Origin of the sequence: Comamonas sp. F1-6, from assembly GCF_039581415.1 — a bacterium.
Lineage (GTDB): Bacteria > Pseudomonadota > Gammaproteobacteria > Burkholderiales > Burkholderiaceae_C > Comamonas > Comamonas thiooxydans.
In genome coordinates, this window is record NZ_JBCPWN010000015.1 from 22,140 (window position 1) to 44,256 (window position 22,117).

20 protein-coding genes are annotated in these 22,117 nt (G+C 63.3%); 10 read left to right on the top strand and 10 right to left on the bottom strand.

Annotation, left to right across the window (positions count from 1 at the left end; all coding sequences use genetic code 11):
- From AAIL66_RS15670 to AAIL66_RS15680, 3 genes are all read left to right on the top strand, one after another.
- Positions 1-1,770: a GMC family oxidoreductase gene (locus tag AAIL66_RS15670; protein ID WP_343497154.1), complete on the top strand. Its 1,770-nt coding sequence runs from the start codon at positions 1-3 to the stop codon at positions 1,768-1,770.
- Positions 1,771-1,782: 12 nt separating this feature from the next.
- Positions 1,783-3,162 carry a cytochrome c gene (locus tag AAIL66_RS15675; RefSeq protein ID WP_343497155.1) on the top strand — a complete coding sequence of 460 codons (1,380 nt, stop codon included), beginning with the start codon at positions 1,783-1,785 and terminating at the stop codon, positions 3,160-3,162.
- Positions 3,163-3,532: 370 nt separating this feature from the next.
- Entirely contained in the window at positions 3,533-3,988 is a 456-nt protein-coding gene (locus AAIL66_RS15680; protein ID WP_003062481.1) for an Lrp/AsnC family transcriptional regulator, read from the top strand.
- 176 nt (positions 3,989-4,164) lie between these two features.
- On the opposite strand, the gene phnE is transcribed toward AAIL66_RS15680, so the two are convergent.
- The 4 genes from phnE to AAIL66_RS15700 form a co-directional block, all read right to left on the bottom strand.
- A complete protein-coding gene (phnE, locus tag AAIL66_RS15685; RefSeq protein ID WP_343497156.1) occupies positions 4,165-5,739 on the bottom strand; it encodes a phosphonate ABC transporter, permease protein PhnE in 1,575 nt (524 codons plus the stop codon).
- On the bottom strand, positions 5,730-6,572 hold the full coding sequence (locus tag AAIL66_RS15690; RefSeq protein ID WP_059439680.1) for an ATP-binding cassette domain-containing protein: 843 nt from the start codon (positions 6,570-6,572) through the stop codon (positions 5,730-5,732). Before AAIL66_RS15690 ends, phnE begins: the two co-directional genes overlap by 10 nt.
- A gap of 74 nt (positions 6,573-6,646) precedes the next feature.
- Positions 6,647-7,528 carry a putative selenate ABC transporter substrate-binding protein gene (locus AAIL66_RS15695; RefSeq protein ID WP_034354197.1) on the bottom strand — a complete coding sequence of 294 codons (882 nt, stop codon included), beginning with the start codon at positions 7,526-7,528 and terminating at the stop codon, positions 6,647-6,649.
- Positions 7,529-7,752: 224 nt separating this feature from the next.
- Positions 7,753-9,729 carry a choice-of-anchor I family protein gene (locus AAIL66_RS15700; protein ID WP_343497157.1) on the bottom strand — a complete coding sequence of 659 codons (1,977 nt, stop codon included), beginning with the start codon at positions 9,727-9,729 and terminating at the stop codon, positions 7,753-7,755.
- Positions 9,730-10,217: 488 nt separating this feature from the next.
- Between AAIL66_RS15700 and AAIL66_RS15705 the strand changes: the two genes are divergently transcribed.
- A complete protein-coding gene (locus tag AAIL66_RS15705; protein ID WP_034380860.1) occupies positions 10,218-11,054 on the top strand; it encodes an RNA ligase family protein in 837 nt (278 codons plus the stop codon).
- A gap of 73 nt (positions 11,055-11,127) precedes the next feature.
- Positions 11,128-12,273, top strand: a complete 1,146-nt coding sequence (locus AAIL66_RS15710) for an AAA family ATPase (protein WP_343497158.1) — start codon at positions 11,128-11,130, stop codon at positions 12,271-12,273.
- Between the two features lie 72 nt (positions 12,274-12,345).
- On the opposite strand, the gene AAIL66_RS15715 is transcribed toward AAIL66_RS15710, so the two are convergent.
- The 5 genes from AAIL66_RS15715 to AAIL66_RS15735 all read right to left on the bottom strand — a co-directional run bounded on the left by AAIL66_RS15715 (position 12,346) and on the right by AAIL66_RS15735 (position 16,706).
- Positions 12,346-13,578 (bottom strand): cyanate transporter, encoded by a 1,233-nt coding sequence (locus AAIL66_RS15715; protein ID WP_343497159.1) that lies wholly within the window; start codon positions 13,576-13,578, stop codon positions 12,346-12,348.
- Positions 13,579-13,674: 96 nt separating this feature from the next.
- On the bottom strand, positions 13,675-14,115 hold the full coding sequence (locus AAIL66_RS15720; protein ID WP_224651163.1) for a nucleoside deaminase: 441 nt from the start codon (positions 14,113-14,115) through the stop codon (positions 13,675-13,677).
- A gap of 180 nt (positions 14,116-14,295) precedes the next feature.
- Complete coding sequence (locus AAIL66_RS15725) at positions 14,296-15,297, bottom strand: alpha/beta hydrolase fold domain-containing protein (RefSeq protein WP_343497160.1); 1,002 nt, start codon at positions 15,295-15,297, stop codon at positions 14,296-14,298.
- Positions 15,294-16,250: a class I SAM-dependent methyltransferase gene (locus tag AAIL66_RS15730; protein WP_343497161.1), complete on the bottom strand. Its 957-nt coding sequence runs from the start codon at positions 16,248-16,250 to the stop codon at positions 15,294-15,296. Before AAIL66_RS15730 ends, AAIL66_RS15725 begins: the two co-directional genes overlap by 4 nt.
- 150 nt (positions 16,251-16,400) lie before the next feature.
- On the bottom strand, positions 16,401-16,706 hold the full coding sequence (locus AAIL66_RS15735) for a hypothetical protein (RefSeq protein ID WP_034380842.1): 306 nt from the start codon (positions 16,704-16,706) through the stop codon (positions 16,401-16,403).
- A gap of 117 nt (positions 16,707-16,823) precedes the next feature.
- Between AAIL66_RS15735 and AAIL66_RS15740 the strand changes: the two genes are divergently transcribed.
- The 5 genes from AAIL66_RS15740 (at position 16,824) to AAIL66_RS15760 (ending at position 21,358) form a co-directional block, all read left to right on the top strand.
- The gene (locus AAIL66_RS15740; RefSeq protein ID WP_343497162.1) at positions 16,824-17,540 is read left to right on the top strand and encodes an MGMT family protein; all 717 of its coding nucleotides are present in this window, start codon (positions 16,824-16,826) and stop codon (positions 17,538-17,540) included.
- A 218-nt stretch (positions 17,541-17,758) separates the two neighbouring features.
- Positions 17,759-18,550 carry an SDR family oxidoreductase gene (locus tag AAIL66_RS15745; protein ID WP_003062433.1) on the top strand — a complete coding sequence of 264 codons (792 nt, stop codon included), beginning with the start codon at positions 17,759-17,761 and terminating at the stop codon, positions 18,548-18,550.
- Between the two features lie 126 nt (positions 18,551-18,676).
- Positions 18,677-19,099, top strand: a complete 423-nt coding sequence (locus tag AAIL66_RS15750; protein WP_012838708.1) for a PaaI family thioesterase — start codon at positions 18,677-18,679, stop codon at positions 19,097-19,099.
- A 135-nt stretch (positions 19,100-19,234) separates the two neighbouring features.
- Positions 19,235-20,251, top strand: a complete 1,017-nt coding sequence (locus tag AAIL66_RS15755; protein ID WP_343497163.1) for an NADP-dependent oxidoreductase — start codon at positions 19,235-19,237, stop codon at positions 20,249-20,251.
- A gap of 201 nt (positions 20,252-20,452) precedes the next feature.
- Positions 20,453-21,358, top strand: a complete 906-nt coding sequence (locus AAIL66_RS15760) for an SDR family oxidoreductase (protein WP_343497164.1) — start codon at positions 20,453-20,455, stop codon at positions 21,356-21,358.
- A gap of 45 nt (positions 21,359-21,403) precedes the next feature.
- On the opposite strand, the gene AAIL66_RS15765 is transcribed toward AAIL66_RS15760, so the two are convergent.
- Positions 21,404-21,961: a DUF1566 domain-containing protein gene (locus AAIL66_RS15765; RefSeq protein WP_343497217.1), complete on the bottom strand. Its 558-nt coding sequence runs from the start codon at positions 21,959-21,961 to the stop codon at positions 21,404-21,406.
- Positions 21,962-22,117 lie beyond the last annotated feature (156 nt).

The window sequence follows — 22,117 nt, forward strand, 5'->3', positions numbered from 1 at the left end:
ATGGCACGCATTGAAAAGAAAAAAGACGTGGTCATCGTTGGCCTGGGCTGGACAGGCTCCATCGCCGGCATGGAACTGGCCGCTGAGGGCCTGGAAATCGTGGCGCTGGAGCGCGGCGGCGACCAGAACACGGTGCCCGAATTCAAGTACCCCAATCAGATCGACGAGCTGACCTATGGCGTGCGCCTGAAGAATATGCAGCATCCCCGTCAGGCGACCGTGACGGTGCGCCGCGACGACAGCGAAATCGCTTTGCCTTACCGTTCGATGGGCTCCTTCCTGCCAGCGAATGGAGTGGGCGGTGCCGGCACGCACTGGAATGGCTTGCTGTGGCGCCCTCAGCCCGAGGAAATCAAGCTGCGCAGCTATGTGAGGGAAAAATGGGGCGAGTCCATCATTCCGGAAGGCATGAACCTGATGGATTACCCCGTCAGTTACGACGAGCTGGAGCCTTTCTTCACCCGGTTTGACGAAGTGGCCGGCGTCTCGGGCAAGGCCGGCAATATCAAGGGCCAGATCCAGGCCGGCGGCAATCCGTTTGAAGGCTGGCGCTCGAAAGAGTACCCCATGCCTGCTCTGCCATCGACCTACGACGCGAGCAAGTTCGAAGCCTGTGCCAGGAGCATGGGCCTGCATCCCTTCCCGGCGCCTGCCGGCATTGCGTCCACGTCCTACGTGAACCCTTACGGCATGCAGATGGCTCCCTGCAACTTCTGCGGCTTCTGCGAGCGTTTTGGTTGCTACCAGTATTCCAAGTCCTCGCCCCAGACGGCGGTGCTGGATGCGCTCAAGCGCAAGAAGAATTTCTCCTATCGCACGCACTGCGAAGTGCTGCGTGTGGAGAGCTCGGAAGACGGCAAGACCGCAACCGGCGTGACCTACTTCGACTCCAACACGAACGAGGAAGTGTTCCAGCCCGCCGACCTGGTGATTCTGTCGTCCTATCAGCTCAACAACGTGCACCTGCTGCTGGTCTCCGGCATCGGCAAACCTTACGACCCCAAGACCAACACCGGGGTGACAGGCAAGAACTACGCCTACCAGATGAATGGTGGCGTGACCCTGTTCTTCAAGGAAGAGAACTTCAATCCCTTCATCGGTCACGGCTCCAACGGCATGTGTATCGACGACTACGGTATCAACCAGAACGACTTCGGCAAGCTGGGCTTCATTGGCGGCGCCTACTGGCGCGTGGGCACCATGAATGGCCAGCCCATCCGTTCCATGCCGCTGCCCAAGGGCACGCCGGGCTGGGGCGCAGGCTGGAAGAAGGGCATTGGCGAGTGGTATGGCCATTCCATGTCGATCGGCACGCACGGCTCGCACATGTCCTACCGCAACAACCATCTTGATCTGGACCCCACCTACAAGGATCCACATGGTCGTCCCTTGATGCGCATGAGCTTCAACTGGCAGGACAACGACATCCGGATGACCCAGTACCAGAAGATCAAGGCCGAGGAGGTGGGCAACGCCTTGAAACCGGATCTGCTGCAGTCGGGTTTCAAGAATATCGGTGCCAAGTTCGACGTGCGTCCCTACCAGACCACGCACAACACCGGCGGTCACATCATGTCCGACAAGCCCACGGACGGCGTGGTCAATCGCTACTGCCAGGCCTGGGACAAGCACAACGTGTTCGTCTTCGGTGCCGGCAACTTCGTGCAGAACACCCAGTACAACCCCACCGGCATGGTCGGCGGCCTGGCGTACTGGACGCTGCATGCGATCCGCACCATGTATCTGAAAAACCCACGTCCGCTGGTCTGAGGAGAGCAAGACATGAAGAAAATCCTCAGCATTCTGATTGCGCTGATCGTTCTGGGCGCTGTTGCGGCGCTGGCGCTGATCTACGTCCCTTTCAAGCCCACACCCGCGAATGAAGCGCTGGCCGCCGACTGGAAAGCCGAAGCCGGCCGCGGCGAATATGTCATGCGCGCCAGTGATTGCATGGCCTGTCACACTGCCAAGGGGGGCGAGCCCATGGCCGGCGGTCGCGGCATTGACAGCCCCATGGGCACCATCTGGTCCTCCAACATCACGCCGGACAAGGAAACCGGCATCGGCAACTGGACTCTGGAGCAGTTCCGTGCCGCGATGGTGGACGGTATCGGTGGTCATGGCCAGCAGCTGTATCCGGCCATGCCCTACGAGAACTATCGCTTCATGAAGGAAAGCGATATTCGCGCGCTGTTCGACTACCTCCAGACCGAGGTGAAGCCCGTCAGGAACGAGGTACAGGCCACCAGTCTGAGCTTCCCGTTCAATATGCGCTTCGGCATCCGTGCCTGGAACTGGCTGGCGCTGTCGGGTGACGCAGACTTCAAGCCCATGGCTGGTGACGATCAGCAGATTCGCGGTCAGTACCTGGTCGAAGGCGCCGGTCACTGCGCAGCCTGCCACAGCCCCCGCACTGCCTTCATGGCGCAGAAAGGCACACGCCTGTCCGACTCCGGCTTTCTTACTGGCGGCATGGTGGATGACTGGTCTGCTCCTGCGCTGCGCGGCAAGGACTCGCGTGTTCAGAAATGGAGCACCGAGCAGGTGGCAGCCTATCTGGCAACCGGCCGCAATGCCCATGCGGTGGCCAACGGAGAAATGGCGCTGGTGGTCGAACACTCCATGCAGTACATGACCGACGCGGACCTGAACGCCATGGCCAAGTTCCTCAAGACCATGGACGGCCAAGCCGCAGATGCAGCCCCTGAAATAGTGGCCACGCCAGGCCCTCGCAGCACTGCGGTTGCCAGGGCTGACGAAGCTGGTGAAGTCACGGCTAAGCTGCTGAAGTCCGCAGCGCCCGACATGCCCTTGGGTGCTCGTCTGTATCTCGACAACTGCGCAGCCTGCCACTTTGTCAGCGGCAAGGGCGCTCCCGGGATCTTCCCCGAGCTGCAAGGCAATGCCATGGTGCTGGGCAAGGATGCCAGCCCGCTGGTGTCGGTGATTCTCAAGGGCGCTTCATCGCCCGCTACGGAGCGCCGTCCCATGCATCTGGTGATGCAGGGCTATGCCGACCGCCTGACCGACGGCGAAGTGGCCGCACTGGCCACCTTCCTGCGCACGGGCTGGGGCAACCAGGCTTCGGATGTGAGCGAAAGCCTGGTCAGCAAGGTGCGCAAGCATGTGCAAGCCGATGCTGCTCCGCAGCGAGCCCTGTAGACAGCATGAGCGTCCGCCAGGTGCCTTGTGCGCCGGGCCGGCTCCCGAAACCCGGCCCGATGGAAATCCGGCCGGGTTTTTTCATGCCGCTGTCGTTTGCCGGAGTGACTGAGCAGTCCAAATATCAACAGGCCGCATCACTGTGCTTAAGTGATGCGGCCTGTTGCATATGCGTATTGCGGATCAACCAACCGGATGCTGACGGTAAACGGCGCGGTATGTTGAATGGTTTTGCTGCGTCGGTAAACGTGCTTCCATGGACTCAAGTGTGCATGTTGCAGTGCAGAAAATGTTGCTTCAAATTCTGTAAATACAGTGTTGCTACAGAAAATTTTTCTGTTTTTTAATTTTTGGCAGTAAATTCCAAGATATGGATACTCTAGATAAAAAGATTCTTGCTGCATTGCAGGCTAACGCGCGCGCCAGTCTGCAGGAGATTGGCGCGGCCGTGGGTCTGAGTGCATCACCATGCTGGGCACGCATCAAGAAAATGGAGGAGGCCGGCGTGATCGAGGGCTATACCGTGCGTCTGAACCCGCAGGCGCTGGGACTGGCCGATTCGGTTCTGGTCATGGTCACGCTGGATAGCCACTCGGACAACACCCTGGAAAAGTTCGGTGAGGTGCTGGCCACCATTCCCGAGGTAGTGGAGGCGCATCTGGTTTCGGGCGAGTACGACTATCTGCTGCGTATCGTTGTCAAGGACACGCGCGATTACGAGCGCCTGCTGCGCGAGAAGCTCTACAAGATCAAGGGCATACGCCATAGCCAGTCCAGCTTTGTGCTGCGCACGCTGAAGAAGGCCGACCTGCCCCTGGGAGTGTGAAGCAGCATCGCTAAGCGGTGCCAAGTGTGGCTGAAGTCATTCAGGTTTCAACTCTCATCGAGACTTGGATGCAGACCGGATCGCCGGCCGCGTTGGCCCATCTGGGGGGCTGCGCGGCGGATGTGATGGAGGAACGGATGAAGCTGATTCGGTGCTAGGGCGCCGCGTCAACTGTCTCAACGCATGGCGCGGCGCAGGCCGGCGCTGCTCCAGTCCACGGCAATGCTCAGCAAAAGCATGGCCATGATCACGGTGCTGGCCTGGGCATAGTGGAACAACGAAAGCTCGAAGTACAGCAACTGGCCCAGACCGCCGGCACCCACAAAGCCCAGAATCGCGGCCATGCGGATATTCATTTCCCAGCGGTACAGCGTGTATGCCAGCAACTGCGGCGCTGCGCCAGGGAGGGTGCCATAGCAAAATGCCAGCAGGCGATTGCTGCCGCTGAGCTTGAGCGCATTCGCGGGAGCGGCCGGAGCATTCTGCAAGGCCTCGGCAAACAGGCGGCCCAGCACGCCGGTGGTATGCAGGGCCAGGGCCAGCGCACCGGCAAACGGGCCCAGGCCCACGGCCAGCGCGGTAATCGTGGCCCAGACCAGTTCGGGCACGGAGCGCAGCACGTTGAGCACCACATTCCATGGCGCACGCCAGCGCGGCAGGGCCAGCAGCAGGCCCGCGATCGCGGCCAGCAAGGTGCCGACTATGGAGATGGCCAGGGTCTCCCAGATGCCTTGCAGCACCTTGAGCAGCCAGGGCTGGCTCAGGTCGGGCGGGAAAAAGCCACGCACGAAGTCGCCCATGCTGGCGGCGGCATCCGCCGTGAACAGCGCCGAGAAATCAATATCCAGAAGCCGCAGACTGGCCCATAGCGCCGCCCAGGCCGCCAGCACAAATGTGCCGGTTCGCCAGCCGAAGGGCAGGGCGCGCGCGGCAGGCGCGGCGTCGAGCGCGCGACGCAGCCACCAGGAAAGCAGATCGGCCGCAGCCACCAGCAGCATGAAGGCCAGCAGAATGCTGGCGGCTTCGCCGCCGTTGAGCATCTTCATGGCCTGATCCATGAGCTGGCCCAGGCCTCCCGCCCCGACAAAGCCCATGACCACCGAGGCGCGGACCGCGCATTCCCAGCGGTAGACGGTGTAGGAGGTCAGCTCCTTGGCCGCCTGCGGAAGCAGGCCGTAGAGCAAGGCCTGAATACGGCCGGTGCCGCTGGCACGCAGGGCACGGGCCGGGGCGGGATCGGTGGATTCGAGAATTTCTGCATAGACCTTGGCCAGCATGCCGCCATAGGTCAGGCCCAGGGCCAGCACGCCGGCTGCAGGACCCAGGCCGAAGACACGCACGAACACCAGAGCCCAGACCAGCTCGGGAATGCCGCGCAGGATGGTGAGCACGCTGCGGGCGATGGGGTTGAGCGTGACTCTCTCGCGTGCCGCGCCCGTGGACAGGTAGGCCATGGGTACGGCAATCACAAAGGCGAGCGCCATGCCGGCGGTGGCGATGGCCAGGGTCTCCAGCGTGGCCTGAGCCAGATAGGCCAGGAACTCCCCACTGGTTTCGGGCGGCAGAAACTGCGCGAGAAAGCCGCCTATGACCTTGAGATTGTCGGCATCGAAAAGCGGCTTGAGCGAAAAGCCCGAGGTCTGCAGCATGGGCCAGAGCACGACCAGTGCCAGGATCAGCCCACTCAGGCGGCCGCGAGCAGAGGGGTCGCGGCGTGATGGCCAGGCTTGCTCGACCATGTCTACCGGCATGCGTTCACCTGGATGGGAGTGGGCGTGGCGCTGGCGGGATCGCGCTGAGCCAGGCGGTTGTGCAGCATGGGCAGGTCGGCCGCTCTGCCATCGGCATGGGCATAGAGGGCTTGCAGTTGCGCATCGCTGACCTGGGCGGCTGGCAGGTCAAAGGCCAGGCGGCCATCGCGCACGCCCACGATGCGGTCAAAGTTGGCCAGCGCCAGATCGACGGCATGCAGGCTGGCCACCAGCGTGGCCTTGCGCGCGGCGGCTTCCCGCACCAGCAACTGCACCGTGGCCTGCGAGAGTGCCGGGTCCAGGGCCGAGACCGGCTCGTCGGCCAGAATCAGCTCGGCCTGCTGGTAGAGCACGCGGGCAATGCCCACACGCTGCAGCTGGCCGCCGGAGAGCTGGTCGCAGCGTGCAAACAGCTTGTCCTCAAGCTGCACGCGAGCCAGGGCTTCGCGCGCGCCCGCAATGTCCTGCGGATAGGCCAGCGATGCCAGGGCCTTCCACAGCGGCCAATGGCCGAGCTTGCCGGCCAGCACGGCCGTGACCACGCGCTGGCGCAGCGGAATGGGCGCGGCCTGGTGCACGGTGCCGATGCGGCTGCGCAAAGCCTTGAGTTCGCGGGCGGCGGATTGCGCAGACGCGGTCCGGCCCAGCACCTGCATGCGACCTGCCGTGGGCAGGTAGGCTGTGCCTATGGTGCTGAGCAGCGAAGTCTTGCCGGCACCCGAGGGGCCGATGAGCGCAATGCTCTCGCCCTGGATGGCGGACAAGGAGATATGGGACAGGGCGGTAAAGCCGTTGCTGTGGGTCAGGCCCACATCGTCCAGCATGAAGCTCATGAGACGAATACTCTGAAAATAATAGCTGCCAACGCTTGATAGATAAGCGTTGGCAGTCAAAAAAGCTGAATTTCTTACTTCAGCAGACCGGCGGACTTGGCGGCAGCTTCGATGCCGTCGTAGTTCTTGGAGTCGGTGGCGATGAACTTGGAGGCGCGCTGCAGGTCCATGATGGCCTTGTGCTCTGGCTTGCTGGGGTCCAGTGCCAGGAAGGCCGCGGTCAGCTTCTTGACGATGGCCGGATCCAGGTCGCCGCGCACCGTCCAGTTGTAGTCAAAGTAGGTGGGTGTCGTGGCGAACACACGCACCTTGCTGATGTCCACCTTCTTGGATTCGACCAGCTTGTCCCACACCGAAGTGTTGAGCACGCCGGCCTCGGCCTTGCCTGCGGCCACAAAGGCCACGGTGGCGTCATGCGCGCCCGAGTAGGCCACGGTCTTGAAGTCTTTTTCGGGATTCAGGCCGTCCTGCTGCAGGAAGAAGCGCGGCATCAGGCTGCCCGAGGTGGACGAAGGTGCACCGAAGGCAAAGGTCTTTCCCTTGAGGTCGGCCAGCGTCTTGATGGCGGGGTCGGCCGTGATGAACTTGCTGGTGAAGACCGCATCCTCGGCCCGTTGCACGATGGGGATGGCCGTGCCGTTGGTGCGAATCTTGGCCTGCACATAGGTGAAACCGCCCAGCCAGGCCAGGTCCAGCTTTTTGGTGGCCAGGGACTCGACCACGGCTGCGTAGTCCGATACGGGGGTGAACACCACCTTCATGCCGGTGGCTTGCGAGAGGTATTCGCCCAGGGGCTTGAACTTGCGCTGCAGCTCGGTCGGTGCCTCGTCGGGAATGGCCGAGACGCGCAGCACGGCGGGGGTGTCTGCATGCGCTGCGGACAGCAGGGAGGAGGAGGCGAGAGCTGCCACGGCCAAGCCGCGCAGCGCCTGGCGGCGAGCGAAAGAGTGCGTCATTAAGTGCTCCGTTCAAAAAGCCACCGCCGTCCGGATACACGGCGGTTTAGTAGGTCGCAAGCGTCTGGCTTGCGGCGAATGGGAACCCATAGGCGGTACACCGACCGCTGGCGCTTATTGTTACGTAATTGAGAAACCCTCGGCGCAGTCTTTGCTTGATTTGAATAGCAAAAAGCCCCGTGGGGACGGGGCCTGGCATGAAAGCGATTGCTTGTCTGCAGGTTTCAATATTGCAGATTGAGCTGGTAGATGGCCGTGGTGCCGCTGACCTCGTTGCCCACCATCAGCAAGGGCTTGCCGTTGGGTGACTTGGCGGCAGAAATGAAGTGCAGGCCTTCGGGGCCCAGATCGCCCACATCGCTGAGTGCGGTACCTGCCAGCGCGGACTTGCCGTCAAAGCTGGCGGTCCAGTTCTCGCGAGTGTTCAGATAGTCGATCTGCTTGGGTGCCTTGGGGTCGGTGATGTCGAACACCAGAATGCCGCCCATGCGTTCCAGGCCCACAAAGACAAAGGTCTTGGTGCCGATCTGGCCCACGGTCAGTCCTTCGGGCTCGGGACCCTTGGCGCTGCTGCGCGCATCGAGCCTGGCCGTTTCGTCATGACCGGTGTTGAAGTAGGTGGCGCAGGCAATGTCACGTCTGGCGCCCAGCTTGCATTCGGGGCTAGCGATGAATTTTTCGATGGCCGCGCCAGAGTCCCAGACCTGCTTGCCCCTGGCATCCCAGATGGAGATGGAGCGGCCGCCATAGGCGTATAGCCTGTCATAGGTCAGGTAGCCCTTGCCATCCTTGACGGGGTTGCCGCTGCTGTCGGTCTGGTAGCCCATGGTCCAGGTGACCTTGAGGCGGCCCAGTTTGTCATCGTCGCGGCAGGTCTTGGGGTCTGTGCCGAACGCACCGCACCAGGCAAAGTTGCTGGCATTCAGATAGGCGCCGCTGGCCAACTGAGCCAGATGGGCAGGCAGATCGTCGCCCGCACGGCGCAAAAAGCCGTCCTTGTGCACCAGGTGCTTGATGCGCCACTCTTCCACAAAGCCCTTGCTCATATCGCCCGCCGTGGCCGGAGTGCCAGCCGTCTTGTCGGCGGCCGTACCGAAGTAGCTCTTGTTGCCCTCGCCCCAGGCACGTGCATCGCCTTCGTTGGCAGTGACCAGATAGGTCGCACCGTCGGCGGCCTTATAGGCGGCGATGGAGTCGGGCTGGTACATGCCAAACACATTGGCGGCCTGGGTGATGTTGATGACCGGGCTCTTGCCGTCGCTGTCGGCGAAGTCCAGTTCGTTGCCGGCCGCGCCATGATCCTTGAAGCCCAGAGCCACCACATCGGTCACGGTGGCGCTGGCGATGTCCACGATGGCCAGCGCATTGTTTTCCTGCAGCGTCACCCAGGCCGTCTTGCCGTCCGGGGCCACGGCAATGTATTCGGGCTCCAGGTCATTGGCCACGGCGGCCGTTCCCAGGCCGTCTGCGGTGGGGCCGAAGATGCGCACGCCCTTGGCCAGCAACTGCGCCTTCTGGCTGTTGAAGGCCTTGAAGTCGGCAGTGCGCGCCACGGGCTTGGCGGGCGTGCTCACATCGATCACGCTGATCGAGCCTTCGGGGTCGATCTGGTAGTCATCGCTGGGCTCGCCCTCGTTGGCGACCAGAATGGTCTTGCCGTCGGGGGTGAAGGTCAGCATATCGGGCAGGGCGCCCACGGGCACTTCGGCGATCACGCCGAGCTTGTCGGCGTCATAGATGACGACCATGCCCTTGTCCGTCTTGACCGATGCCTGCACGGCTGCAGCCACCAGGCCGCCATGCACGGCCACGCTGTTGATGGAGGCCCCCGCACCCAGCGAGAGCTTTGTGGCATCCAGGCTGGCCAGCATGCGCGGTGCGGCGGGGTTGCTCATGTCCAGCACGTCGAGCGCACCCTTTTGGGCGTTGACCACAAAGCCGCGCTTGGTGACGGGATCGAAAGCCGTAATTTCGGCGGCGCTCTGCAAAAAAATGCCCGACTGATAGCTGCCGATTTTCTCCAGTGTGAGCGAGGTGGGCGTCTTCTCGGGCTCGGGTGCCGGCGCCGGGACTTCAGGAACCGGAGCAGGCGCTGGTGTGGTGGTGTTAGTGTTGTTGTCATCGCCACCACAGGCGGCCAGGGCAGCGGCTGCGATCAGGGAAATCAGAAGAGGTTGGCGCAAGGTCTGTGCAGATGTCATTGAGAGTTTGGCAGGTGCAGGAAGAAAATACGATTTGTAACCAGCCTGTGTTTCATCTCTGTGAAACCGTTTTGTGTTCTTTGCGCAACAAGTTTCGGTCAAGCGCTTGGCAGTTGGGCTTGCAAGCAAATACACTCGCCAGCCTTGCTCCACTTGCGCTATTAGCTCTCATTTTCGAGGTGCACCATGTCCCGCCGTATTCGTTTGAGCTAAACGACTTCGTCACACGCTGATCCTTCTCGCGTGTGCGCTGCGGTGTGGAACTCCCGTTCTGTGAAGGGCGGCAATCTTCCTGCTTGGCGTCTCTGGCCTGAATTGCATTCAGGCTCCAAGCTCCTCCCACTCTCTGAACTCCAGGCCGGCCCTTTGCTTGGCGGCTTGGGTTCTGTCTTTTTCCGATGGCAGCGGAGAGCGGCGCTGTCCATGTCCTTGATTTGTCTGCCGCGCCTTTTTTGCGCGTGGCTTATTCCCTTTTAGGAAAGCACAACATGACTTCACCACATCTATTCAATCTGGAGATCCTCAAATATCCGCGCACGCCGCATCTGCGTGGCTCGCGGCTGCAGGTCGGCGATCAGGCCGATGCCGTGCCTTATGAAGCGCTGGCCGGCCGCCATATCGTGGTCGAGGAAAAGCTGGACGGCGCCAATGCGGCGCTGAGCTTTGGTGCCGACGGCAGCTTGCTGCTGCAGTCGCGCGGCCACTATCTGCAAGCCGATCAGATGGGCGGGCGCGAGCGTCAGTTCAACGCCTACAAGCAATGGGCCCGAGCCCATGAAAGCGCGCTGATGGCCCTGCTGGACGATCGCTATGTGATGTATGGCGAATGGCTGTATGCCAAGCACTCTCTGTACTACGACGCCTTGCCGCACTGGTTTTGCGAGTTCGATATCTGGGATCGCTCGGCGCAGCAGTTTCTGGACACGCCGCAGCGCCACGCGCTGCTGGACGGTGTGCCCGTGGTGTCCGTGCCCGTGCTCTACGCGGGCATCGCACCGAGGCGCATGCAGGATTTGCTGGCATTGCTGACACCGTCTCTGGGGCGTAGTGCGCGTTGGCAGGCTGTGTTCGAGGATCAGGTGCAAAGACAGAAGCTGGATCTGCCGCTGGCCTGGCGCCAGACCGACAGATCCGAGCTGGCCGAAGGTCTGTACATCAAGGTCGAGGAAAACGGCCAGACCGTGGAGCGCTACAAGTTCGTGCGCTCCGACTTTGTGCAGGTGATCCTGGAGTCGGGCTCGCACCACAGCGAGCGGCCCATTGTCGCCAACGGTCTGCGCACAGGCGTCGATATCTTTGCCAACAAGATTCAAAAAAGCTGGTGAGGCCTGTCCAACAAGCGTTGATAGCTATCAAAACCGTGGTTTTCATGAAGAGGCTGCGGTGAAAGGAGAATTTATGTGGAGCTGGAAACAGATTGCGGCCCTGGTGCCGCATTCCGCTCGCCATGCGGTGGACTGGGCAGCCTGCCTGGAGGCTTTTCCGCAACTGGAGCTGGCCAAGACCACGCCGCAAGACCCGATCTACCATGCAGAAGGCGATGTCTGGACGCATACGCAGATGGTGGTGACCGAGCTGCTGCAGGACGGCGACTATGCAGGGCTCACCAACGAGGAGCGCGAGACAGTCTTTCTGGCCGCGCTGCTGCACGATGTCGCCAAGTGCTCGACCACGCAGATAGCCGACGACGGCCGCATCTCGCAGCCTGGCCATTCGCGTCGGGGTGCACTCGATGCGCGGCTCATGCTCTGGGAGGCGGGCGCGCCGGTGGCCCGGCGCGAGGCGGTCTGCCGCCTGATTGCAGTGCATCAGGTGCCGTTTTTTGCCTTTGCCGATTCGCGCCGAGGCGTCTCGCCCGAGTTCATGGTCAGAGAGCTGTCCTGGCAGGTCGATCTGCATTTGCTGGTGCTGCTGGCCCGTGCCGATATTCGCGGTCGTATCTGCCCCGATGTGGGCAATGTGCTGGTGAATATCGAGCTGTTCAGGGAGCTTGCGTTGGAAGAGGGCTGTTTGCGCAAGCCGCGCAGCTTTGCTTCGGCCGAGACGGCAGTGCGCTATTTCCGCGGTGCCGAGCTGCACCCGGACTACGCCTTGCACGAAGAGCCGGGCTCGCGCGTCATCGTCATGTGCGGTCTGCCTGCATCGGGCAAGAACCACTGGGTCGCCCAGCATCATGCGGGCCTGCCCGTGGTGTCGTTTGACGATGCGCGCACCGAACTGGGTCTGCGCCACGGCGAGAACGAGGGCGCTGCGGCCCATCATGCGGTGGACAAGGCCAAGAGCCTGCTGCGCGCCAAGGCCGCTTTTGTCTGGAATGCCACGCATCTGTCCAGGCAGATGCGCGGCAAGACGCTGGACCTGTGCCTGGCCTATGGCGCGCAGGTGGCGCTGGTGCATCTGGAGGCAAGCAGGTCCACCTTGCTGGCGCGCAACAGCAAGCGCGACACCACGCTCGGCAATGCCGCATTGCTGGGCATGTTGCACCGATGGGAGGTACCCTTGCCGACCGAGGCGCATGGGCTGCAACTGCTGGTCAACGAGTAGTCCGCACAAAAACGAAAAGGAAAAAGGGCCTGGAAGTTTCCAGGCCCTTTTTTGGGGATCGCAATGCCGTGCTCAAGGCTGCTGCATGGCTTGCGGGTAGCCCTGGGGGTTGAAGCGTGTCACCAGCATACAGACCAGCGCGGCGACGCCGGCCTGATAAAGCCAGCCCGTCATCCAGCTGTCGCTGATCTGGTGCAGCTGTGCCATGACCAGAGGGGCCAGTGCGGCGAGGATGAAGCCGCCGCCCTGCATCAGCGAGTTGAGGGCACCGGCCTGTGTGGGCGATGGCAGATGGTCCAGCGCCACCAGCATGAAGAGCGAAAAGCAGCCGCCCAGACCCAGACCCAGCACGATGGCATTGAGTGTGGGCATGGCATCGGGCCAGAGCCCGAGGCCGGCAAAGCCGATGATCTGCAGCAGCAAGGCCAGCATGAGCCAGCAGCGACGGTCCAGGCTGCGGCGCGCGAGAGCGGGCATGGCCAGCGCCGATGCGGCCTGCGCAATCGACAAGATGGCCAGCAGCGAGCCACTTTGCGTGGCCGTCCAGCCATGGGTTTGATAGAACGGAGCGAGCCAGGCAACGGTGGAACCATAACCGCCGTTCATCAGGCCGAAGCTGATCAGCAGCAGCCAGGTGCGGCCACGGCGCAGCAGCCAGCCGGTGTCGCTATCGGCTTGTACCAGCGGCACGGAGGGTGCAGGGGCAACGGGCTCGTGCATCAGCGTCAGCGCATGCCAGGCCAGCGGCAATGCCAGCAGCACTGGGATGGCCCAGATGGCCAGCGAAGCCTGCCAGCTCAGACCCAGTTGCATGGCCACGGGCGAGAGCTGGGCGCTGAGTGCGCCGCCGCCCATGAGTGCGGCCGAGTACAGGCCCATCATGGGTGCCACGTTGTGGGGAGACTGGCGCTTGATCAGCCCCGGCAGAATGCTTTGTGCCAGCGCCACGCCCGCGCCGCACAGGCCGGCCGTGACGATCAGCAGACTGCCGGTGGCGGCGCCAGCAGGCGTCAGGCGCAGGGCGCAGCCCAGCGCAATCAGCAGCAGCGAGGCGCAGATGGCGGCGCGCGCGCCCCAGCGTCGCAATGCCGTGGGAGCGAGCCAGCCACCAATGCCCATCAGCGCCATGGGCAGCAGCGTGAGCCAGGAAAAGCTGCGCAAATCCATGCCCGTGGCCTGCTGTATGGTCGGTGCCAAGGGACCCGGAGCCGTCAGAAAGGGACGCAGATTGATGGTGACCAGTATCACCACGGCCAGCCACAGCAATGGCGGCACGCGATGTGTTCGGGAAGATGTCGATGTCATGAAGCTCGGGGGCTGGCTGCGCTGCGGCGCGCCGGTGTGCGCGCCGCTCGTCCTGGGCAGCCCGGTTTGTTGTTATGGTTTTGGCGGCAACGAGGATCAGGCGGCGGGCCAGGCCTCATCCCCATAGAGCTGGGCCGCGCGGATGCCGGTGTCGATGCGGGTGATGGGCAGCGGCTGCGGCGTCAGCGACAGGCGCAGGCGCTGGTAGGTACCCTCGCTGGACAGGCCATAGGGCGCGGCGTCTTGGTTGTCGAAGGCGAAGAACACCTGTTCGGCGCCATTCATGACCAGGGCCGCCAGGCACATGGGGCAGGGGTGGCCGCTGGCATAGATGGACAGGCCCGCCAGGCTGGGGTTGGCGCGCTGCTGTGTGCCCGCGCGTATGGCCTGCATTTCGGCATGGGTGCTGGGGTCGTGGCTGGCAATGATTTCGTTGACGCCGGTGGCAACGACTTCATTTCCCTGGGCGAGCACGGCGCCGAACGGGCGGCCGCCCTTGAGGCGGTTGGCATGGGCCAGGTCCACGGCCAGGCGCATCAGTTGTTGTGGGGTGGCGGAAGTTGGGCTCATGACTAAGAAAGATATGGCGGCGAGCGCCGGATGCTTGATGCATCGGCGTCGAGGTATTGTGTTTGAAAGGGGCGGGGCGGGGCGGCGCCCGGCGCCGTGCAGCGTACACCTGCACGGCCATGCCGCTACCCGCCCTCAGAGCAAAGCTTATTTGCTCTGAGGACGTTGGCGGCCGATTAGTTCCGCCCAGGCCGAGCAGGCGAGCTCGACCTGCTGGCGTGCCGCCGGGCTGGCAGCCAGCATTCGCGCAAAGCCGTGAACCATGGCCGGCGCGCGCAAAAGCTGCAGCGGTGCGCCCAGGGCCTGGGCTGCATGGGCAAAGGCTTCGGCCTCGTCGCGCAGAATATCGTGGCTGGCCGTCATCAAAAGCGTAGGCGGCAGATGGGCGATGGCTGCGCTGCAGCAGCCCGGCGTCAGCCATTGCGCGGCCTGGCCCTCGGGCTTGCCCAGTTCCTGCCAGTAGCGCTGCATGGCGGCTGGCGTGAGCCCGAAGCCCGTGGCAAAGCGGCACATGCTGTCATTGTCCTGACCGGGCTCAAGCGGCGGGTAGAGCAGCAGCAGGCCTGCGATGCGGGATGCATCGGTGGGTTGCTGAATCTGGCGTACGGCCGCTGCCAGCGCCAGATGGGCGCCAGCGCTATCGCCTCCGAGCAGGACCTGCTCTGCCGCAAAAGGCAGCAGTCCGCGCATATCGCTCAGCCACTGCAGCACGGCCATCACATCGTCCAGCGGCGCGGGAAAGCGGCTCTCCGGCGTGCGGCGGTAATGTACGGACAGCACCACATGACCGGTGAACTGGGCCAGATGCTCGCACAGGTCGTCATGGGTGTTGAGATCGCCCACCATCCAGCCGCCGCCATGCAGCCAGACCAGCGTCCGGCCGCTGCCCGCACCTTGCTTGCGATAGCTGCGCACGCAGATCTCGCGGCCCTCGGCCGCCACGAAATGCTCGGCCCTGGAAATACCGGGCAGGGCCGAGCGAATCAGCCCGGCCTGCAGCTCGCTGAGCAGACGCCGGCGTTGCACATAGTCGAGCTGCGGGGTCGGCGTCTCCGCATCGAGCCGGGCAAAGCGCTGCAGCGTGCGTGCCAGAGCCGGGTCCACGGGCTGCAGAGACAGGCTGCGGCCCTGATCTGTGCCCTCTCTCATGGCTGCTGGTCCGCAGCCAGTGCAGGAGCGCGATAGACCATGACCTTGAGGCTGCGCTCCTCGTCCACATCGGCAAATACGGCCGGGTTTGCCAGGCGCTCGACGAACTGCAGCTCGGGTGCGATTTCCGCCATCTGCTCGCGCAGAAAGTCGGTGCCGAGTTCGGGGGCGTTCAGGCACAGCAGGACCTGGCCGCCCGGCACCAGCAGATCGGGCAGGCGGCGCATCAGACGCGCATAGTCCTTGGTGGCGATGAAGCTGCCTTTTTGGTAGCTGGGCGGGTCCACGACGATCAGGTCGTACGGTCCGCTGCGGTTGATCTTGCCCCAGCTGCTGAAAATATCGTGGGCGGCGAAGCTGGCGCCGGCCTTGACGCCATTGAGCTGATGGTTGTGCTGACCCGTGGCCAGAGCGCCCTTGCTCATGTCCATATTGAGAACCTGGCCCGCGCCAGCCAGCTTGGCCACGACCGAGAACGCGCAGGTATAGGCAAACAGATTGAGCACCTTCATGCGCGCGGGCCGCTCATGGGCCAGCACCTGCCGGCGCACCCAGTCGCGGCCGGCGGCCATGTCGAGGAACAGGCCGTGGTTCTGCCCGCGTGCGATATGGATCAGATAGCGGGCGCCGTTCTCTGTGACCACATGCGGCTCGGGCAGCTCGCCGGCCATGACGCGGGTTTCGACCTTGCCACCGCTTTCGCGGGTCTGGAAGGCCCAGGTCAGAGGCAGTCCGGCCGGGGCGATCTGCTGCCAGCGCCGCTCCAGCGCCTGACCGATCTGGCTCAGCTGGGCTTCCTCCATGGGGGCAAAGCTGGTCAGCACGATGACGGGCGCAAAAGCATCCAGCGAGATCTGCTCGCAGCCCGGATACCGACCGCCGCGGCCATGAAAGATGCGCTGGGCATCAGTGGGGAAGGGCATCTGGGCAATGGCGGCTAGCAGGGCTTGCATGGAAAGAGAACAGTCACACGGTCAAACAAGCCGCCAGTGTAGGCATTGCAGCGAGCTCCGGTGGCCAGGGCGGCACATGTCCCTTGCAATGGTTGGCGGCCCGGGCCGGCGCTGACGGCCTCGGGACTCGCGCCGCCCGCGCCCGTTCACTCAGTGGTAGATGCGCCGCACATCGAAAAAACAGCTTTCGGTGCCGCCAATGCCTTGCAGACCGGCTTCGGCAGCGGCGCGGGCGGCTTTCATCCAGCGCTGGAAGGTGAGCTTGGCGTCGTCGGTGATTTCTTCGGGAGGGGTGTCTTCCAGGCCTTGCACCAGCGACAGGGCTTCGCCGACCTGTTCCTCTCCGCCGAGCTGGCGGGCCAGCACACGCGCATAGCGTGCCTCGGCCTGCTGGCGTTTGTCCTCGGGCAGCTCGGGGTAGTCGCAAAGAGAGACGGTGAAATGGGCTTCTTGCATGTCCGTATATCCACAGTGTTTTGACTGTTTAAATATACAGTAATTAACTGTTTTTGCATACAGTCTTTCTGGAAATTTTTGCAAAAACAAATGGACTGCGTTTTGTAGACTGTGGCAATGAATCCTGCTGCTTCATTGCCCCTGCCAGGGCATGCCCTGTTTGTCACGCGCATCGGTGCCTGTGGTCTGGCCTGGAATGCCGCTGCCATCTGCGCCGTGCAACTGCCCGAGGCCAGCTGGGGCGAGACCCGGGAGCGCATGCTGCTGGGTCTGTCCAAACGCCATGCGCTGCAGCCGCAGCGCGGGCCTGCGGCATATGGTGCCGTGACCTCCATCTCCGCTGTTCCGGGCTTTGCCGTGCAGGCCATGGCCGGGGTGCAGTGTCTGCTGGCCGGAGTGAATGCGCAGATCGAGCCGTGCTGGGCGCAGCCCAGCGCAGAGGCCGTGGCTGCCGGCGTGCTGGGAGATATGCGGCAGGACAGAGTGCAAGGCCCGGTTGGTGTTCTGCCTGACCTGCAGGAGATTGCACTCGACGAGTTCGCCGTGCCTGCATTTCACAGCCAGGTCTATGCCTTCACGCGCGCACTGGCGTCAGGGCGGACCAGCACTTATGGCGAAGTTGCCGCAGCGCTGGGCGAGCCCGGTGCGGCGCGCGCCGTGGGCCAAGCGTTGGGAGCCAATCCGTTTGCGCCGATTGTTCCCTGCCATCGCGTGCTGGCCGCAGGGCGGGCACCGGGAGGCTTCTCGGGCGGTCAGGGCGCTTTGACCAAGCTGCGCATGCTGGAGATCGAAGGCGGGGCCTGGGGCGGCACGCAGTCGCTGTTTGCCGATTGATGCCGATTGAAGGCGCCGGATGCGCTTTGCCTGGCTGCTGCCGGCAGGCCCTGCAAGCCGCGTCAGGGCGGGCTCTGCCACCTGCGGGACAGCGCCGACACGCAGGTGACAACACCGGGCCTGAGGCGCCCGCACAATTCATGCAGCTTTTGACGGGCAGGCCTTGCAAGGCACTGCGCACCCGGTTTGAACCTTGAAAACAAACAGGAGACATGAGAATGACACGTACGGTGCAGCAACTTTTCGACCTCTCGGGCAAGACGGCCCTGGTGACCGGCGGCTCGCGTGGCCTGGGTCTGCAGATGGCGCATGCGCTGGGCGAGGCCGGCGCGAAGATTCTGCTGAGCTCGCGCAAGGCCAAGGATCTGGAAGAGGCCGCAGCCGAGCTCAAGGCCGCTGGCATAGAGGCCGACTGGATTGCTGCCGACTGCTCGGACGAGGCCGATATCACGCGCCTGGCCAAGGAGGCCGTGCAGCGTCTCGGCCATGTGGACATTCTGATCAACAATGCCGGAGCCAGCTGGGGCGCGCCGGCCGAGGACCACCCGACAGCGGCCTGGGACAAGGTGATGAACCTGAATGTGCGCGGCTATTTTCTGCTGAGCCAGCAGATCGCCCGCCTGTCCATGCTGGAGCGCAAGAGCGGCCGCATCATCAATCTGGCCTCGATCGCCGGCCTGGGCGGCAATCCCACGGGCATGAAGACCATTGCCTACAACACCTCCAAGGGCGCAGTCATCAATTTCACGCGCGCGCTGGCCGGCGAGTGGGGAGAGCACGGCATCACCGTCAACGCCATCTGCCCGGGCTTTTTCAAGACCAAGATGGCAGCCGTGCTGATCGAGACATTGGGCGAGGACGAAATGCGCTCCCATGCGCCGCTGCGCCGCCTGGGCGACGATGAGGATCTCAAGGGCCTGACGCTGCTCTATGCCAGCGATGCCGGCAAGCACATCACCGGCCAGTGGATGGCCGTGGATGGCGGCGTGAGCGCTCTGGTCGGTGGTTGATAGTGGCGGATGAAGGGTGAGTCATGTTTTTTGTGCGGCGCAGCATTCTGAGGCTGTCCGCCGCGCTTACATTCACGGTTCAGCTGCTGCGGTCTGCGGCGCATCACTCTTCTGAAAGGTTTCGCGGTGTTGTCATTTGGTCCTGAAATTCCCTTTGTGCATGAGCTGGGCTTCACCCTCCACAAGATGGAGAACGGTGAGTCCGAGCTGCACTTCACACCGCGTCCCGAACATCTGAATTCCTTTGGCATCACCCATGGCGGAGCTTCGATGACGCTGATGGATGTGACCATGGCCGTGGCTGCGCGCAGCGTGGATTTCGATCTGGGCGTGGTCACCATCGAGATGAAAACATCGTTCATGCAGGCGGCCAATGGCCCGCTGGTGGGCAAGGGCGTGCTGCTGCATCGCACAGGCACCATGGCTTTTACCGAAGGCCGTATCTATGACGCGCAGGGTCGACTCTGCGTACATGCCACGGGCACCTTCAAGTACATGAAGCGCAGACCTGCGGCCGAAGGCGGATTGCAAGCCCTGCCCACGGATTGAGTACGGATCGGTTGCTCTGTTTTTATGAGCGGCTACCGCTTTACCTATCGTTGTTTTGTGTGTTATCAGCTCCAAGTGCGAGGTATATAAAGCGCTTGAAGCTATGAAATCTGAAGTTCAAACAGGAGACGAAACATGACGGTCAATCAGCAAATCCTTCTGGACAACCGCCCCCAGGGCGAGGCGGTGGAGAGCAATTTCAAGCTGGTGCAGTCGCCGCTGCCCACGGTGGGCGAGGGCCAGGTGCTGGTGCGCCACCACTATCTGAGCCTGGACCCCTATATGCGCGGTCGCATGAACGACTCCAAGAGCTATGCCCAGCCCCAGCCGCTGGGCGAGGTCATGCAGGGCGGCACGGTAGGCGAGATCGTCGAGAGCCGCCACCCCAAGTTCAAGGCTGGCGACAAGGTGGTCGGCATGGGCGGCTGGCAGGAGTACTCGCTGCTTGACCCCAGCGTGCCCGGTGCGCTGCGCAAGGTCGACACCACCCATGTGCCGCTGTCCTACTATCTGGGCGCCGTGGGCATGCCGGGCGTGACGGCCTGGTATGGCCTGGTCAAGATCATCAACCCCAAGGCCGGTGAAACCATGGTCGTCAGCGCTGCCACCGGTGCCGTGGGCAGCGCCTTTGTGGCGCTGGCCAAGGCACGTGGCTGCCGCGTGGTGGGCATTGCGGGCGGCGCCGAGAAATGCCGCTACGCCGTGCATGAGCTGGGCTTTGATGCCTGCATCGATTACCGCGAGCACCCCGATGTCAAGACCATGGCCAAGGCCTTGAAGGATGCCTGCCCCAACGGCATCGACGGCTATTTCGAGAACGTGGGCGGCTATATCTTCGACGCCGTGCTGCTGCGCACCAATGCCTTTGCGCGTGTGGCCCTGTGCGGAATGATTGCCGGCTATGACGGCCAGCCCCTGCCGCTGGCCAATCCGGCGCTGCTGCTGGTCAACCGCATCAAGCTCGAAGGCTTTATCGTCAGCGAGCACATGGAAGTCTGGGGCGAGGCCCTGACCGAGCTGGGCGGCCTGGTGGCAGCCGGCAAGCTCAAGCCGCGCGAGACGATTTCCCAAGGTCTGCCCTCGGCGCCCGGCGCGTTCCTGGGCCTGCTCAAGGGCAAGAACTTCGGCAAGCAGCTGGTGAAGCTGATTTAACCCACTGCGGCTGAAAAAAATCATCCCCTGAGGCGCTTTGCCTGGGTGGCCCAGCGCCTTCCCCCTCTCTCGCTTCGCGGGAGGGGGACGATGCCTTCGCCGGGGCGGCCCCGCAGCGAGGTGGCCCTTGCTTGGCATCTCTAATCTGGAGTGCGCCAGTTGCAGGCGCTATTCCCATATAAAAAATATCCGGAGACAAGAATGATCACGAATTTCGCGGGAAAGACGGCGGTTCTGACAGGTGCGGGCTCGGGCTTCGGGCTGGAGTGCGCGCGCATCGGAGCCGCCAGAGGCATGAATCTGGTGCTGGTCGATGTGCAGCAGGAGGCGCTGGACAAGGCCGAGGCCGAGCTCAAGGCTGCCGGTGCCAAGGTGCTGGCGCGCAGGGTCGATGTGTCGGATGCGGCGCAGATGGAAAGACTGGCTGCCGAAGTCAAGGAGACCTTTGGTGCGCCGCACTTTGTCTTCAACAACGCGGGCGTCGGCGCGGGCGGCCTGGTCTGGGAAAACACCGTTTCCGACTGGCAATGGGTGCTGGGCGTCAATGTCTGGGGCGTAATCCATGGCGTGCGCCTGTTCACGCCCATGATGCTGGAGGCCGCCAAGGCCGATCCCGCCTATGAAGGCCATATCGTCAATACCGCCAGCATGGCGGGTCTGCTGGCGCCGCCGAACATGGGCATCTACAACGTCAGCAAGCACGCGGTGGTGTCGCTGACCGAGACGCTGTACCAGGACCTGGCCCTGGTCTCGGACCAGGTCAGTGCCAGTCTGCTCTGCCCCTTCTTCGTGCCCACGGGCATAGGCCATAGCGAGCGCAACCGTCCCCAGGGCCTGGAGGCGCAGCCTTTGACGGCCAGCCAGAAGATCGGCCAGGCCATGACCGACAAGGCCGTGGGCTCGGGCAAGGTCACGGCTACCGAGGTGGCGCAGAAGGTGTTCGATGCCATGGCCTCGGGTCAGTTCTATATCTACAGCCACCCGCAGGCCCTGGGTTCGGTGCAGGTGCGGCTGGAAGATGTGGTTCAGGGCCGCAACCCGACGGATCCGTTCGCGCACAAGCCCGAACTGGGCGAGAGCCTCAAGGCAGCACTGCGCGCCGGCTAAGCGTGCGGGAGTTGAAAAAGCCTTGCCAAAGCGGCAAGGCTTTTTTCATGGTGTGGCCGAAGTCTGGGGACCGAGCTCGGCCTCGGTGGCAGGGCGCACCAGGCGCAGCAGCAAGGCATTGCCTTTGCCCATATCGGGCACGGCTTGCAGTGTCTCGGTGTTGACCGCCCAGGCCTGCTGGGCCGAGAGGCCGGAGAGGCTGCTGGATTTGTCCACCTGGGCGTAGTTGTAGGTGTTCAGGCGCTGGGCATTTACGGCGGCCGTGCCCGTCCAGTGCCAGTCGCGTGGCGCATTGGGAAAGAGTTCCGGGTTCAGGCCCTGGGGTTTGCTGCTGCGGTCCAGCAGGCGCTTGAGTTCATTGACGCGCGGCAGGCGCCAGCGCAGGTTTTCGGCCTTGCTGCGTTCTGCGGCATGGCTCATGGCCTGCTTGTAGCTGAAGACCTCGGCCTGGCCGCCGCAGGCCTTGCCATTCCAGCTCATGCCCTCGGCGCAGCGCGGCCAGGCCAGCCTGGCGCGCGTGTCTATCACCATGCTGGCATCGGGCGAGAGCTGAAAGGCCGGGGCAGCAGGCGCGGGCTGTGCGCCGGCCGGCTGAGACGCCAGACATAGCGCAGCGAGTGTGGTCAGGAGTGAAAAGGGCAGACGTGGGAAGGAGCTTGCAGCAGTCACGGCGAGAGCAGGGAATGGTGGTTGAGCCCATTGTGCTGGTTGTCCATGCGGTCATGGCCTGGATGACCGGGTCTAAAGCCTTGTAATTGA

Excerpts from the sequence above, each read along its gene's own strand:
- AAIL66_RS15670 (WP_343497154.1), top strand. The coding sequence starts at position 1 with ATGGCACGCATTGAAAAGAAAAAAGACGTGGTCATCGTTGGCCTGGGC.
- AAIL66_RS15675 (WP_343497155.1), top strand. The coding sequence starts at position 1,783 with ATGAAGAAAATCCTCAGCATTCTGATTGCGCTGATCGTTCTGGGCGCT.
- AAIL66_RS15680 (WP_003062481.1), top strand. The coding sequence starts at position 3,533 with ATGGATACTCTAGATAAAAAGATTCTTGCTGCATTGCAGGCTAACGCG.
- phnE (WP_343497156.1), bottom strand. The coding sequence starts at position 5,739 with ATGCCGGTAGACATGGTCGAGCAAGCCTGGCCATCACGCCGCGACCCC.
- AAIL66_RS15690 (WP_059439680.1), bottom strand. The coding sequence starts at position 6,572 with ATGAGCTTCATGCTGGACGATGTGGGCCTGACCCACAGCAACGGCTTT.
- AAIL66_RS15695 (WP_034354197.1), bottom strand. The coding sequence starts at position 7,528 with ATGACGCACTCTTTCGCTCGCCGCCAGGCGCTGCGCGGCTTGGCCGTG.
- AAIL66_RS15700 (WP_343497157.1), bottom strand. The coding sequence starts at position 9,729 with ATGACATCTGCACAGACCTTGCGCCAACCTCTTCTGATTTCCCTGATC.
- AAIL66_RS15705 (WP_034380860.1), top strand. The coding sequence starts at position 10,218 with ATGACTTCACCACATCTATTCAATCTGGAGATCCTCAAATATCCGCGC.
- AAIL66_RS15710 (WP_343497158.1), top strand. The coding sequence starts at position 11,128 with ATGTGGAGCTGGAAACAGATTGCGGCCCTGGTGCCGCATTCCGCTCGC.
- AAIL66_RS15715 (WP_343497159.1), bottom strand. The coding sequence starts at position 13,578 with ATGACATCGACATCTTCCCGAACACATCGCGTGCCGCCATTGCTGTGG.
- AAIL66_RS15720 (WP_224651163.1), bottom strand. The coding sequence starts at position 14,115 with ATGCGCCTGGCCGTGGACCTGGCCCATGCCAACCGCCTCAAGGGCGGC.
- AAIL66_RS15725 (WP_343497160.1), bottom strand. The coding sequence starts at position 15,297 with ATGAGAGAGGGCACAGATCAGGGCCGCAGCCTGTCTCTGCAGCCCGTG.
- AAIL66_RS15730 (WP_343497161.1), bottom strand. The coding sequence starts at position 16,250 with ATGCAAGCCCTGCTAGCCGCCATTGCCCAGATGCCCTTCCCCACTGAT.
- AAIL66_RS15735 (WP_034380842.1), bottom strand. The coding sequence starts at position 16,706 with ATGCAAGAAGCCCATTTCACCGTCTCTCTTTGCGACTACCCCGAGCTG.
- AAIL66_RS15740 (WP_343497162.1), top strand. The coding sequence starts at position 16,824 with ATGAATCCTGCTGCTTCATTGCCCCTGCCAGGGCATGCCCTGTTTGTC.
- AAIL66_RS15745 (WP_003062433.1), top strand. The coding sequence starts at position 17,759 with ATGACACGTACGGTGCAGCAACTTTTCGACCTCTCGGGCAAGACGGCC.
- AAIL66_RS15755 (WP_343497163.1), top strand. The coding sequence starts at position 19,235 with ATGACGGTCAATCAGCAAATCCTTCTGGACAACCGCCCCCAGGGCGAG.
- AAIL66_RS15760 (WP_343497164.1), top strand. The coding sequence starts at position 20,453 with ATGATCACGAATTTCGCGGGAAAGACGGCGGTTCTGACAGGTGCGGGC.